The sequence below is a fragment of the Pseudomonas sp. TJI-51 genome (assembly GCF_000190455.2).
In the GTDB taxonomy this organism is placed as follows: domain Bacteria; phylum Pseudomonadota; class Gammaproteobacteria; order Pseudomonadales; family Pseudomonadaceae; genus Aquipseudomonas; species Aquipseudomonas juntendi.
Map to the genome: position 1 here is coordinate 1 of NZ_AEWE02000144.1, position 12,993 is coordinate 12,993.

The window sequence follows — 12,993 nt, forward strand, 5'->3', positions numbered from 1 at the left end:
TCCTGTGCAAGCTGGAAGACGAAGTCGGCACTGGCGACCTGATCTTCAAGCTGAAGGTCGCTGGCGCAGCACCTGCTGCTGCCCCGGCACCTGCCGCCGCTGCCCCGGCCAAGGCTGAGGCTGCCCCGGCTGCCGCACCTGCTGCTGCCGCCCCGGCGGCAGCCCCCCCTGCGCCGGCTACCACCGCGCCGGCTGCCGGTAGCAACGCCAAGGTCCACGCAGGCCCGGCGGTGCGCCAACTGGCCCGTGAATTCGGTGTCGACCTGGGCGCAGTCGCGGCCACCGGCCCGCACGGCCGCATCCTGAAGGAAGACGTGCAGGTCTACGTCAAAGCGATGATGCAAAAGGCATCGAGCGCCCCGGCAGCTGCCGGCGCGACCGGTGGCGCCGGCATCCCGCCGATCCCTGCCGTGGACTTCAGCAAGTTCGGTGAAGTGGAAGAAGTGGCCCTGACCCGCCTGATGCAGGTCGGTGCCGCCAACCTGCACCGCAGCTGGCTGAACGTGCCGCACGTGACTCAGTTCGACTCCGCCGACATCACCGAGCTGGAAGCCTTCCGCGTGGCGCAGAAGGCCGTAGCCGAAAAGGCTGGCGTGAAGCTGACCGTGCTGCCACTGCTGCTCAAGGCCTGCGCATTCCTGCTCAAGGAACTGCCAGACTTCAACAGCTCGCTGGCGCCAAGCGGCAAGGCCATCATCCGCAAGAAGTACGTGCACATCGGCTTCGCCGTGGACACCCCGGACGGCCTGCTGGTCCCTGTGATCAAGAACGTCGACCAGAAGAGCCTGCTGCAACTGGCTGCCGAAGCTGCGGCACTGGCTGAAAAAGCCCGTACCAAGAAGCTCTCGGCGGACGAGATGCAGGGTGCCTGCTTCACCATCTCCAGCCTCGGCCACATTGGCGGCACCGGCTTCACGCCGATCGTCAACGCGCCGGAAGTGGCGATCCTTGGCGTGTCCAAGGCAACCATGCAGCCGGTCTGGGATGGCAAGGCCTTCCAGCCCAAGCTGATGCTGCCACTGTCGCTGTCCTACGATCACCGTGTGATCAACGGCGCTGCCGCCGCGCGCTTCACCAAGCGCCTGGGCGACGTGCTGGGCGACATCCGCACCATGCTGCTGTAAGGCGGCCCACTGCCCCTGCATGCAGGGGCAGTTCCTTTTTCGAGCTGCCACGCTCGTACCTCAACCCCGTCGATTGGCGGGGCTTTTTTTGCCCGCTGAACAAGCACGCCAAACTACAGATTCCGGCCAGACCGCCGATAACCCCTACACGGCATCACACATGGCTGCTTGCCAGCCCTCGGCACATGATGCAACCTTGCCAGACCCGCAGCGGCCCTACGCAGCATTCCCTCTTCAAGCGAGTCTTCGATGAAAAGCCAACCCGATGCCGCCAGCCGTGTGGCGGCCGAGGTCGTCACGCAGTTACCCGTGCCCTCGCGGCTGGGCATGCTGCGTTTCGAAAGGCTCAACGAAGCCAGCTGGGCCATGCTTTACCTGGACCCAGCCTGCGAGCGGCAGTTCGGCCTACATGCCGGCACCTTGTGCGCACAGTTCGATGCGCCCTACGCCAGCCTGATGGAGCCCGAGGCACGCTACCGCCTGCACGACGAGATCCAGCAGCAACTGGCCCAGCGCGGTTACTACCGGGTGCGCTATACCCTGCATACGCCCAATACCGCACTGCGCCTGCTGGAGGCGGGTGAAGCCTACAAGCAGCACAACCGCCTGCTGCTGCGTGGCTACCTGAGCGTGCTCGACGACCAGCCGCACGACGCCGCCGAGCAGGATGCCAACGACCTGGAGTCGCGCAACAACCGCCTGCAGTTGGCCCTGCAACTGAACCAGCGCGCCCAGCAGGAGCAACTTGAGCACCTGGAACGCGTGCGCGGCCAGCAGGACCTGATCCTGCGTTTGGCCCGCCAACGTTACAGTGCCGAAAACTCGCTGCTGGAAGCCGCCCAGCTGATCACCCAGAGCGCTTGCGAAATCTACAACGTCGACAGCGCCAGCATCTGGCACCTGGAAGACCAGCGCCTGGAGCCGATCACCGCGTGGAAACGCGACACCCAGGAACACCGCCGCCCCGAAGCCATCGACGCCAGCCGTTTCCCGGACTACCTCGACGCGCTGCACGCCAGCCGCGCCATCGATGCCCATAACGCCGGCCATGACCCGCGCACCCGTGAGCTGGCACGAAGTCTGTGCCCGGAAAACAAGGCCATGCTCGACGCCAGCATTCGTGTCGACGGCCAGGTGGTGGGTGTGCTGTGCCTGGAACAGACCGGCCAGCCGCGGGCCTGGCAGTCGGATGAAATCGCCTTCGCCGGCGAATTGGCCGACCAGTTCGCCCAGGTCATCACCAACCACAACCGGCGCGCTGCAGCCAACGCCCTGCACCTGTTCCAGCGTGCGGTCGAACAAAGCGCCAGCGCGTTCCTGCTGGTCAACCGCGATGGCCGGGTGGAGTACGTCAACCCAAGCTTTACCGCCATTACCCAGTACAGCACCGACGAAGTACAAGGCCGCCACCTCGGCGAGCTGCCGGCGCTGGAAAACCTCAATGAGTTGTTGTTCGACTCACCGTCGAGCCTGGCCATGGGCAACAGCTGGCAAGGCGAATTCAAGAGCCGGCGCAAGAACCTCGAGCCCTACTGGGGGCAGCTGTCGATTTCCAAGGTGTACGGCGACAACCGTGAGCTGACCCACTACATCGGCATCTATGAAGACATCACCCAGACCAAACTGGCGCAGCAGCGCATCGAACGCCTGGCGTACACCGACAACCTGACCAACCTGGGCAACCGCCCGGCGTTCATTCGCAGCCTGGATGAGCGCTTTGCCCGCGACGGCGAACACTCGATGTGCCTGCTGCTGGTAGACATCGACAACTTCAAGCGCATCAACGACAGCCTTGGCCATCAGACCGGCGACAAGCTGCTCATCAGCCTGGCCCGGCGCCTGCGCAACAGCCTGCACAGCGGCGGTATCCTGGCACGCTTTGCCAGCAACGAGTTCGCCGTGCTGCTGGACAACACCATCCTGGAAGATGGCCAGGGCGTGGCCTTGCAGTTGCTGCGCACCCTCGACAAGCCGATGTTCGTCGACAACCAGTTGATCAACGTTACCGCCTCGGTCGGCCTGGCCTATGCACCCTTGCACGGCAGCGACCCGGCCAGCCTGATGAAAAACGCCGGCCTGGCGCTGCACAAGGCCAAGGCCAACGGCAAGCACCAGGTGCAGGTGTTCACCGAAGTGCTCAATGCCGAGGCCAGCTACAAGCTGTTCGTCGAGAACAACCTGCGGCGCGCACTGACCCAGAACGAGCTGGAGGTGTTCTACCAGCCCAAGCTGTGCCTGCGCAGCGGTCGCCTGCTGGGCCTGGAGGCGCTGCTGCGCTGGAACCACCCCGAGCGCGGCATGATCCGCCCAGACCAGTTCATCAGCGTGGCCGAGGAAACCGGCCTGATCATCCCCATTGGCAAGTGGGTCGTGCGCCAGTCCTGCCGCATGAGCCAGGAATTGCGCGCCGGTGGCATGGGCAACCTGCATGTGGCCATCAACCTGTCGCCCAAGCAGTTCTCCGACCCGGACCTGGTGGCGTCGATCAGCAGCATCCTCAAGGAAGAAGCCCTGCCCCCGCACCTGCTGGAGCTGGAGCTGACCGAAGGCTTGCTGCTGGAAGCCAGCGAAGACACCCACCGCCAGCTGGAGGAACTCAAGGCCCTGGGGCTGACCCTGGCCATGGACGACTTTGGCACCGGCTACTCGTCGCTGAGCTACCTCAAGAAGTTTCCAATCGACATCCTCAAGATCGACCGTAGCTTCATCAACGAGATCCCCGACAACCAGGACGACATGGAAATCACCTCGGCGGTGATCGCCATGGCCCACAACCTGAAGCTGAAGGTGGTGGCCGAGGGCATCGAAACCCCGGAGCAGCTGGCATTCTTGCGCAGGCACCGGTGTGATGTGGGCCAGGGCTACCTGTTCGACCGGCCGATCCCGGGGCGCGAGCTGGCCGAGCGGTTGAAGCGCTATCCGCGTGGACCGGTGGCCTGACAGCGGCGTAAACCTCGGGCACTATAGAAGCCATTCGGGCCCCTTCGCGGGCACGCCCGCTCCCACAGGCTCCCCACAACGTTCAGATCCTGTGGGAACGGGCATGCCCGCGAAAGCCCCAACACCTATCCAACTGATTAAACACAGAGGAACGGCCATGGTCCTGCGTTCGGAAATCCTGGTGAACAAAAACGTCATGCCTACCGCGGAACAGGCCCTGCCTGGCCGCGAAACGCCAATGAGCCTGCCCGAGTTCCACTACGTCTTCAAGGACACCCCACTGCTCGGCCCGTTCTTCGAAGGCAGCATCGACTTCGCCATCTTCGGCCTAGGCTGCTTCTGGGGCGCAGAGCGCCGCTTCTGGCAGCGCGAAGGTGTGGTCAGCACCGTGGTGGGCTATGCCGGCGGCTTCACCCCGAACCCAACTTACGAAGAGGTTTGCTCGGGCCTGACCGGCCACACCGAAGTGGTGCTGGTGGTGTTCGACAAGGACAAGGTCAGCTACCGCGAACTGCTGGCGATGTTCTGGGAGCTGCACAACCCGACCCAGGGCATGCGCCAGGGTAACGATGTCGGCACCCAATACCGCTCGGCCATCTACTGCACCAGCCCGGAACAGCTGGAACAGGCCAAGGCCAGCCGTGACGCCTTCCAGGCCGAGCTGAACAAGGCCGGGTTCGGCGAAATCACCACCGAAATCGACCAGGCACCGACGGTGTACTTCGCCGAGGCCTACCACCAGCAGTACCTGGCCAAGAACCCGGACGGCTACTGCGGCATCGGCGGCACCGGCGTGTGCCTGCCACCCAGCCTGCAAGGTAACTGAAGCATGAGCACGATGACGCTGTTCCACTCGCCCTTGTCGCCGTTCGTGCGCAAGGTGATGGTTGTGCTGCACGAAACCGGCCAGTTGCAGCGGGTGCAACTGCAGCCGGTCAACATCAGCCCGGTGAGCGGCGACCAGCAGCTGAACCAGGACAACCCGATCGGCAAGATCCCGGCGCTGCGCCTGGAGGACGGCACCGTGCTGCACGACAGCCGGGTGATCTGCGAGTACCTGGACCAGCAGCACGTCGGCTTGCCGCTGCTGCCACGCGAAGGCTCAGCACGCTGGCGGCGCCTGACGATGGTGTCGCAGGCCGATGCGATCCTGGATGCAGCGGTATCGTGCCGTTATGAAAGCTTCCTGCGGCCTGAAGACAAGCGCTGGGACGGTTGGCTGCAGGCGCAGGGCGACAAGATTCGCCGTAGCCTGGCCAACCTGGAGCAGGAGCATTTGCCTGAGCTGATGTCCGGGTTCGACCTGGCAGCGATTGGCGTGGCCTGTGCGCTGGGGTATCTGGACCTGCGTCAGCCCGAGTTCGGCTGGCGCGAGCACCAGCCCGGGCTGGCCGCGTGGTATGCCGAGGTGAGCAAGCGGCCGTCGATGGTCGCCACTTCTCCGCAGGCCTGAAGGGCCTCTTCGCGGGCACGCCCGCTCCCACAGGGACATCACAGTATTCGAGAGCTGTGCAGTACCTGTGGGAGCGGGCATGCCCGCGAATGCCTCACCGGGGTCCCACAGGAAACAACTGCCCAATCCTGACCCAATCAGCGCCCGACCTGTTTGCCCTTCCTCAAGCTACGTATCAGCAGTCTGGCTTGCCAGCAGTAAATTTCTTCGCCGGGTTGACCGCCGCCTTGAACTCGCGCAGCGCCTTGGAGCCAATCAACAGCGGGTAGTTGAAGTTGCTGCGGTCCACCAGGTTCACTTCAACAGTGCGTTTCACGTCACCCAGGCACAACTGCAGGTCGACCACCGGGCGCTTGGAAACTTCCGGCGTATCCCCTTCGTCTTCCTCATCGGCCCGCCCTTTGATCTTGCTGATACGCGAGACCTTGTGCTCGTAAACTTTGCCATCGGCGTCCTTGGTCGCCAGGCGAAAGCGCACCCACTCATCGCCATCGCGGGTGAACAACTCGATATCCTTGGCCGACAGCGAGGCGGTAAAGGCGCCGGTATCCATCTTGGCTTTCAACGTTTCGCCCAGCTCGGGCAGGGCGATGTTCTCGTAGCGGCCGTAGAGGGTAGGGTCGGCGGCCATTACCGGCAGTGACAACAACGACAACAGGGCAAGCAAAGGTTTCACAGGCAGGCTTCCTTCAAAGAGGTCAGTGCTTAGACTGCACTGGCAGGATAGGTTCGTTGTCACAAGGTTATCCAACATGTTGTGAAACATTTGTTCCTGCCGCCGGGCATTGGACATTTGGCGTAGGCCCCGGCGCTGCTTATCATTGCGCCCTGCCAACTTCATACAACAAGAGTTTCCTTATGCGTCGCCTGCTTACCGGCATTCTTACGACCACCCTGCTGCTGCTCAACACCTTGGTGCTGATCTGCCCACTGCTGGTCTTCGCCCTGCTCAAACTGGTGTTGCCGGGCCGTGGCCGTGACTATGCCTCGTGGGCGGTGATGTGGGTGGCCGAAACCTGGTCGGAAATCGACAAGGCCATCTTTGCCCTGTGCATCCCCACCCAGTGGGACATCCGCGGCGTCGAGAACCTGCGCAAGGACACTTCCTATCTGGCGGTGAGCAACCACCAGTCCTGGGTGGACATTCCGGCCCTGATCGAAAGCCTCAACCGGCGCACGCCGTTCTTCAAGTTCTTCCTGAAAAAAGAGCTGATCTGGGTACCGCTGCTGGGGCTGGCCTGGTGGGGGCTGGATTACCCGTTCATGAAGCGCTACAGCAAGGCCTTTCTGGCCAAGCACCCCGAGCTGAAGGGCAAGGACCTGGAGATCACCAAGGCCGCCTGCGAGCTGTTCAAGCGCCAGCCGGTGACCGTGGTCAACTACCTCGAAGGCACGCGCTTCAGCGACGCCAAGCGCCAGGCGCAACAGTCGCCATACCGTTACCTGCTCAAGCCCAAGGCCGGTGGCGTGGCGTTCGTGCTGGCGGCGCTGGGTGATCAGCTCGATGCGCTGCTGGACGTGACCATCGTGTACCCAGGCAACAAGGCGCCGGGGTTCTGGGATTTGCTCAATGGCAGCATTAGCCGGGTGATTATCGACATTCAGGTGCGTGAGCTGGACCCTGGATTGTGGGCGGGGGATTACGAGAACGATCCTGAATTCCGCCAGACCGTGCAGGCCTGGGTGAACCAGTTGTGGTTGGACAAGGACCAGCGGATCGAGCAACTGCGGGGGGAGATGGGCTGAGGTCTTTACCGCCTGATGGGGCCTCTTCGCGGGTGAACCCGCACCTCACAGGGTGGTGCTACCTTCGAGCTTGCGCTGCCACCCGCGGCCCGCTCAGGTAGCCCAACAATCCGATTAAAACCCAGGCTAATAATCAACATAAGGATTACTTTTTTGTCATCCCCCACCTAAGTGGATAAAAATCGACCAAAGCACAACTAAAAAAACGCTCTGGATCGATCGATGGCCAACCCACCCAGCTTCAACTCCGCTCAGCTTCGCCGTGTTCTCGGCCTTCCGGCCCTGGTGTTCTTCGGCCTGGTGTACATGGTCCCGCTGACCATCTTCACCACCTATGGCATCGTGACAGAGCTGACCGGCGGCCGCACCGCCAGCGCCTACATGGTTACCCTGGTGGCCATGCTGTTCACCGCCGCGTCCTACAGCTTCATGGTCAAGCGTTTCCCAGTGGCAGGCTCGGCGTACTCCTACACCAACATGGCTTTCGGCCCCAACATCGGCTTCCTCGCGGGCTGGTCGTTGCTGCTCGACTATCTGTTCCTGCCGATGATCAACTACCTGTTGATCGGCTTGTTCCTCAATATCGCCTTCCCGGCCATCCCGGCGTGGTCCATTGCGCTGGCCTCGATCGCCCTGGTTACCGTGCTCAACGTGGTCGGCATCCATTCGGTGGCCAAAACCAGCAACCTGATCGTCGGCGCGCAGATCGTCTTCATCGTGGTATTCGTGGCGCTGTCATGCCAAACGCTGGCCGGCCAGCCGCTCGACCTGCTGTCGCCGCTGCTGGGTGACGGCTCACAACCAGGCTTTGGCGCGCTGATGGCCGGTGCGGCGGTGTTGTGCCTGTCGTTCCTCGGCTTCGATGCCGTTTCGACCCTGGCTGAAGAATGCCGCGATGCCCGCCGCGACGTGCCACGGGCGATCATCCTCACCACCCTGTTCGCTGGCGTACTGTTCACCGTACTGGCCTATGTCAGCCAGCTGGTCATGCCGGGCACCACCTTCGCCAATGCCGATGCGGCGGCCAACGAGGTGATGTTCAAGGCGGGTGGGCAGTTCCTGGCCAACTTCTTCACCGCAGCTTTTGTTGCCGGCAGCCTGGGCTCGGCGCTGGCCTCGCAGGCGGCAGTGTCGCGCATCCTGTTCACCATGGGCCGTGACAACGTGCTGCCGCGGCGCAGCTTCGGTTACCTGTCGCCACGGTTCGGTACCCCGGTGTTCGCCATTTTGCTGGTGTCGGCGTTTTCGCTGCTGGCGTTGGTGATCGACCTGGCTACCCTGGCCTCGCTGATCAGCTTTGGGGCACTGGTGGCGTTTTCGGCGGTGAACCTGGCGGTGGTGAAGACCCACCTGATGGATGACGGGGCGCAGCGCAACTTCAAGGGGCTGCTGTGCTACGGTCTGGTGCCGCTGGTGGGCCTGGCGCTGACCCTGTGGCTGTGGACCAGCCTGTCGGCACTGACGTTGGTGATCGGGCTGTGCTGGTTTGCCTTGGGCCTGGCTTACCTGGCGGTACTGACCGCGGGCTTCCGCCGCCCGGTGCGCCTGGTGGACTTCAGCGAAGCCGCCTGACCTGCCGCAATGCAACTTTGCGTTTTGTAGGTGCGACCTGAGTCGCGAAGGGCCGCACCGCCCGTCCAGACCGGGTCGGTGCTCACTGCGTGTACTAGTAATTCTGCTAGTTGTACCTGACGTCGGGAAACTAAAGACTCAAGCTTACCGTCTTGCGAGGCCAAGCCTGTGTCAGTAGCTCTACGTGCCTATTGCCCCTACGGTCATTATCAAAATCAAGCAAGGCCGGCATCCATGCTTGGCTTCAATGGAGAGCAGTATGAGGCGCGCTCCCGCACGTATGTATTAGGCCAGGGATACCGCTGCTACAGCCCGGCACTCCAGCGCTTTCAGGCGCCCGATGACCGCAGCCCATTTTCCGAGGGGGGGCTCAATGCCTATGCGTATTGCGTTAATGATCCCATAAACTACCTGGACGACACTGGGCAGTCGCCGAGTGCAGCGCTACTGCGGAAAGGCAAAGCACAGCTTAAGGCCGTTTCACAGACCCGGTACCAGAAGGTCAGTAACGCCAACCAGCCCCCTCAGCAACGCGTAGCCAATGCGGTCAAAACCAGTCAGAAGAAAAAAAACGTCAGTTTTGCCACTGACACCATCTTTAAGAATGAACGCCACGGGCGATACCACGAGCGGACAATGCTTACCAGCAGACTGGAGCGCCTGCACAGCCTCTACGAAATAGTGAACAGTGACATCCAGCATCTTTGGGCTACTACCACCCGGCTGAACTATAAAAACCACAACCTCATCTATGCATATCTACGCCGACTTAGTTCGCTCAATAACACCGTTAAACAAGTGCAGAATGAAAAAGAACGAATTCAAAAACGCCTGCAAGAGATCCGCTGGTAGTACGAAGCTTATACAGACGGCGTGGCTGCGGGCGCCGGAGTCGCCCACAAGGCCCCCAAGTTCTGCAATAACGAACCGGCTATACCCTGCTGCCCAAGGTACTGCAGCAACAACGGCGCGAACTGCCCGATCATCCCGGTATCCATGCCCAGGGCCTTGAAGGCATTGTCCAGGTCGCTACGGTTCTGCACGTCGTTACCCAATGCCTTGTCCAAGGCCGACTGGCTACCCTTGTTGCTGCCCAGCAAATCCCCCAAGCCACTTAGCCCGCCCAGGGCATTGGCGCCCGACAACAGGTCCAGGCCCGGTACCGCCTTGGTCAGCTGGCCATAGTCCTCGCTGCTCAGGCTGTTGCGTGCCAAACCCAACATCGCCCCCGCCCCGCCCACGGCCTGCTCGGGGGTGATGTTCAACTGGCTGCCCAGGGTGTTGAGCAAATCGGCCTGCGCCTGGGGCGCCTGTACCTGGCCTTGCTGTTGCTGGTTTTGCATGGCGGATACGGCGTTGGCGGCGTCGCTGAGGTTGAAGGCGAACACCGGGCTTGCGGCCAGGGTCATCAGGGTTGCCAGGGTGAGTACTTTCATCGGGAGGGACCTCGTTGGCCGGCATGGCCTGGGAAACAGCGGATTTGACTGGAAATCTGAGTGATTGTTCCGAGCCCAGACAGGCGCACACCTGATATTTCTGCCAGTAGCCAATTGCTCAAAGTACTCAAGATAATCGCAGTACCCACCTCATACATTTTTGGGGCCTACTGCAGAAACGGGAGCACGCCGATGAAAATCAGTCCTGGTATCGCCAAATATTTCTACCAGACCAGCAAACTAACGACTGTCATTGGAAACGATCAAAAGCGTTCAATGCTGCGAATTGAAGCGCTCCCGCTTGCTGAATTATCTGAAAAAGAAGCAAGCAGCACCAAGCTTCTCGCAACAGATGAAATGGGCTCAGTGCTTATCGTGAGAACGCCTGACGATATGCAAATCAATCACAGCTACACCGCCTTTGGATACAACCACAAACTACCAGCAGAATTCGCAGCTATAGGATACAACGGCGAGTTCATGCTGGAAAACATGCACCTTTATCTTCTAGGCCAAGGACACCGTGGATTCAGCACTGAAATTGGACGATTCATCGCCCCGGACAATGCTGGAAGCCCATTTGGCAGAGGCGGGATAAACGCTTTCACGTACTGCCTGAATGACCCCATGAATCGAAAAGACGAAACGGGCATGTGGTCTATCTTTAAGCCTAGAACGTGGTTTCGTAATACCCAAACAAAAAAAGACCAACGCCTTGGCATCATAGCAGACAAAAAAAATGAAATAATAAACAAAACCGAATCCCTCAACGACTTAATTGAGGAAAGGCGTAACCGAGGAAAGCCAATACAGCCTACGATTAACAAGACCGCAAGACAACTTGAAAAAATTTATAAAAGAAGCGAAAGAAAGGCAGAAGGAGTAAACAAATATCAAGACAAAGGCCACAGGTATCTATTCCCCCACCTTACAGCTGCCAAGCAAGCATTAGACGCAGCCCCAAAACCTGCCTATACCCCACAAGGCAATACCAGAAAAGAAGGAAACTGGGCCAGTCCAACAAGAACTCGTGACGACCCATATGACGACAAAAATTACAGAACCAACGTATCCGAACAAAATATTTCGACTCGCCGGCGTTGATAAAAATTGTTAAGTTTCTACATGAAAACGACGGGGCAGTGACTCACATGGTTCACTTTTATGGCAGCACTGCATGGGCCCCATCGTGGCGCCGGGCAACAAAAATCAAACTGATTTAGGCCCTGCCCCACCAGTATTGCAGCGTGCCTATCTCGACAACCTATTCCGTTTTTTCCACTTACCTGTAGGACGTTTCTGAATTACAGTCCCGAGTCGCACAAGCCATTGCGATGATCTGGGTTGGGCTCTAGTCTCGGGCGGTCGCTGCGAAATCAGCGACCGGCTTTGACAGGCCGCCTTGGTATGAATCACATGGCTTCGCTGTTATGGCAGCTGTGCATGGGGCACTTTGTGTGCGCCGGGTTTTGGTTCACCTACCGGTCTGTCAACCCATGTACCGCTGCCACCAATTGTTTGACAGCAGATGGTGATGGCCTCCATTTAAGGTGTTCCATCATGCTTAAGATCGTCCCCGATCCACCCCACACTTACCATTCCCTAGAAGACACACTCATCCAGGCCGCGGAGTACGCCCTGTGCGCGCAAACGGTCGCGCAGCAGGCGGTGCTGCTGCAGCCCAAGTCGCCAGGCTCGGTACTGATCATGGCGACGATGCATGAACTCGAGGCGTTGCGAGCGCTGCTTGAAGCAGCCTTGATCCAGGCCCAGTTGCCTTCTGAGCCGCGGACGTTGCATTAAGGGCTTCAAGCCTTGCGTTGCCTGAGCTGGCCTCTTCGCGGCTAAAGCCGCTCCCACAGGGATTTTGCGCTCGGCTTTGCGCCTGTGACGAACCTGACCTGGGGGAGCGGGTTCACCCGCGAAGAGGCCGGAACAGGCGCAGCTAAGTTCAAGGGAATAAACAATGACAACAGAAAACACCAAACCCAATACCACCGTTGGCAAAACCATGTTTTACCAAGGCGAAAACAAGACCCACGCGTTGTTCTGCATCGCCTCAGGCATCCCTTGCCAGGATGCACGAGAGCAAGCCTCGGAACTGATGGGCTATGTGCGGGATTTGACCATTGACGGCCTGATGGACAACAAACCGCAGTTGCTCTGGGCTTCACATTACCTGAGCGCGTTGGCCAAGGCGCTGATGGATGATGCTGAGTTGGGGATGATGCGCTGAGTGATGGGTTGGCAGGGCTGGCCTCTTCGCGGGCACGCCCGCTCCCACAGGTTTCGTGTGAGGCTGTAAAACTAGTAGTTCTGCCAGTATCAAAATCCCTGCCGCTGTTCACAATGGGTTTCAAGCGACCTCCATTCATCCAGCACGGTAGGGACTTGAACAATGAGCAAAGCATCAAACAGTACGCTGTTCTTCTACCAGGGCGACAAGCTCGTCACAGTGAAAAAGGGCGCTCACCATCGCGCAATCTTACGTAATGCGGAACAACCGCTGGCAGAGCTGAGTACAGACGACACCAAAGCCGGCGGCCCGCTGGCAACCGATCAGATGGGCTCGGTGCTTGCCGTGCAAGGCTCAGCCAGTCACCCAAGAAAAAGCCCCTCGTGATGAGGGGCTCTTCACTACATCACGGTATCACGCCGCGCCCCACATCTTGTGCGGGTCGATCACAAACTTCTTCGGCACCCCGGCATCAAACTCGCCGTA

The 12,993-nt window shown here is 60.2% G+C and carries 13 protein-coding genes; 11 read left to right on the plus strand and 2 right to left on the minus strand.

The annotated features are described in order from the left end of the window. The 4 genes from aceF to G1E_RS24870 form a co-directional block, all read left to right on the plus strand. Window positions 1-1,124, plus strand: a 1,124-nt coding sequence (gene aceF, locus G1E_RS24855; protein WP_047150207.1) for a dihydrolipoyllysine-residue acetyltransferase, incomplete at its 5' end; no start/stop codon positions are given. Between the two features lie 249 nt (window positions 1,125-1,373). Continuing rightward, entirely contained in the window at window positions 1,374-4,064 is a 2,691-nt protein-coding gene (locus G1E_RS24860; protein WP_009682541.1) for a bifunctional diguanylate cyclase/phosphodiesterase, read from the plus strand. A gap of 157 nt (window positions 4,065-4,221) precedes the next feature. Then, on the plus strand, window positions 4,222-4,890 hold the full coding sequence (msrA, locus tag G1E_RS24865; RefSeq protein WP_029885041.1) for a peptide-methionine (S)-S-oxide reductase MsrA: 669 nt from the start codon (window positions 4,222-4,224) through the stop codon (window positions 4,888-4,890). A 3-nt stretch (window positions 4,891-4,893) separates the two neighbouring features. Beyond that, complete coding sequence (locus tag G1E_RS24870; protein WP_047150208.1) at window positions 4,894-5,517, plus strand: glutathione S-transferase; 624 nt, start codon at window positions 4,894-4,896, stop codon at window positions 5,515-5,517. 175 nt (window positions 5,518-5,692) lie between these two features. On the opposite strand, the gene G1E_RS24875 is transcribed toward G1E_RS24870, so the two are convergent. Beyond that, entirely contained in the window at window positions 5,693-6,193 is a 501-nt protein-coding gene (locus G1E_RS24875) for an ATP-dependent zinc protease (protein ID WP_009682544.1), read from the minus strand. 182 nt (window positions 6,194-6,375) lie between these two features. Here G1E_RS24875 and G1E_RS24880 point away from each other — a divergent pair, with 182 nt between their 5' ends. From G1E_RS24880 to G1E_RS27125, 3 genes are all read left to right on the plus strand, one after another. After that, window positions 6,376-7,263 carry an acyltransferase gene (locus tag G1E_RS24880; protein ID WP_009682545.1) on the plus strand — a complete coding sequence of 296 codons (888 nt, stop codon included), beginning with the start codon at window positions 6,376-6,378 and terminating at the stop codon, window positions 7,261-7,263. A gap of 222 nt (window positions 7,264-7,485) precedes the next feature. Further along, complete coding sequence (locus G1E_RS24885; RefSeq protein ID WP_009682546.1) at window positions 7,486-8,835, plus strand: APC family permease; 1,350 nt, start codon at window positions 7,486-7,488, stop codon at window positions 8,833-8,835. Window positions 8,836-9,003: 168 nt separating this feature from the next. Continuing rightward, window positions 9,004-9,687 (plus strand): RHS repeat-associated core domain-containing protein, encoded by a 684-nt coding sequence (locus G1E_RS27125; protein WP_255751563.1) that lies wholly within the window; start codon window positions 9,004-9,006, stop codon window positions 9,685-9,687. 8 nt (window positions 9,688-9,695) lie between these two features. On the opposite strand, the gene G1E_RS24895 is transcribed toward G1E_RS27125, so the two are convergent. After that, a complete protein-coding gene (locus G1E_RS24895; protein WP_009682548.1) occupies window positions 9,696-10,271 on the minus strand; it encodes a DUF2780 domain-containing protein in 576 nt (191 codons plus the stop codon). Between the two features lie 192 nt (window positions 10,272-10,463). Between G1E_RS24895 and G1E_RS28045 the strand changes: the two genes are divergently transcribed. The 4 genes from G1E_RS28045 to G1E_RS28050 all read left to right on the plus strand — a co-directional run bounded on the left by G1E_RS28045 (window position 10,464) and on the right by G1E_RS28050 (window position 12,894). Beyond that, window positions 10,464-11,375: an RHS repeat-associated core domain-containing protein gene (locus G1E_RS28045; protein WP_132476700.1), complete on the plus strand. Its 912-nt coding sequence runs from the start codon at window positions 10,464-10,466 to the stop codon at window positions 11,373-11,375. 456 nt (window positions 11,376-11,831) lie between these two features. Further along, window positions 11,832-12,074, plus strand: coding sequence for a hypothetical protein (locus tag G1E_RS24900; protein ID WP_009682550.1), 243 nt, complete (start codon window positions 11,832-11,834; stop codon window positions 12,072-12,074). A 163-nt stretch (window positions 12,075-12,237) separates the two neighbouring features. After that, complete coding sequence (locus G1E_RS24905) at window positions 12,238-12,507, plus strand: DUF3077 domain-containing protein (protein ID WP_009682551.1); 270 nt, start codon at window positions 12,238-12,240, stop codon at window positions 12,505-12,507. A gap of 162 nt (window positions 12,508-12,669) precedes the next feature. Then, window positions 12,670-12,894, plus strand: coding sequence for a hypothetical protein (locus tag G1E_RS28050; RefSeq protein ID WP_009682552.1), 225 nt, complete (start codon window positions 12,670-12,672; stop codon window positions 12,892-12,894). The last annotated feature ends 99 nt before the right edge of the window (window positions 12,895-12,993 follow it).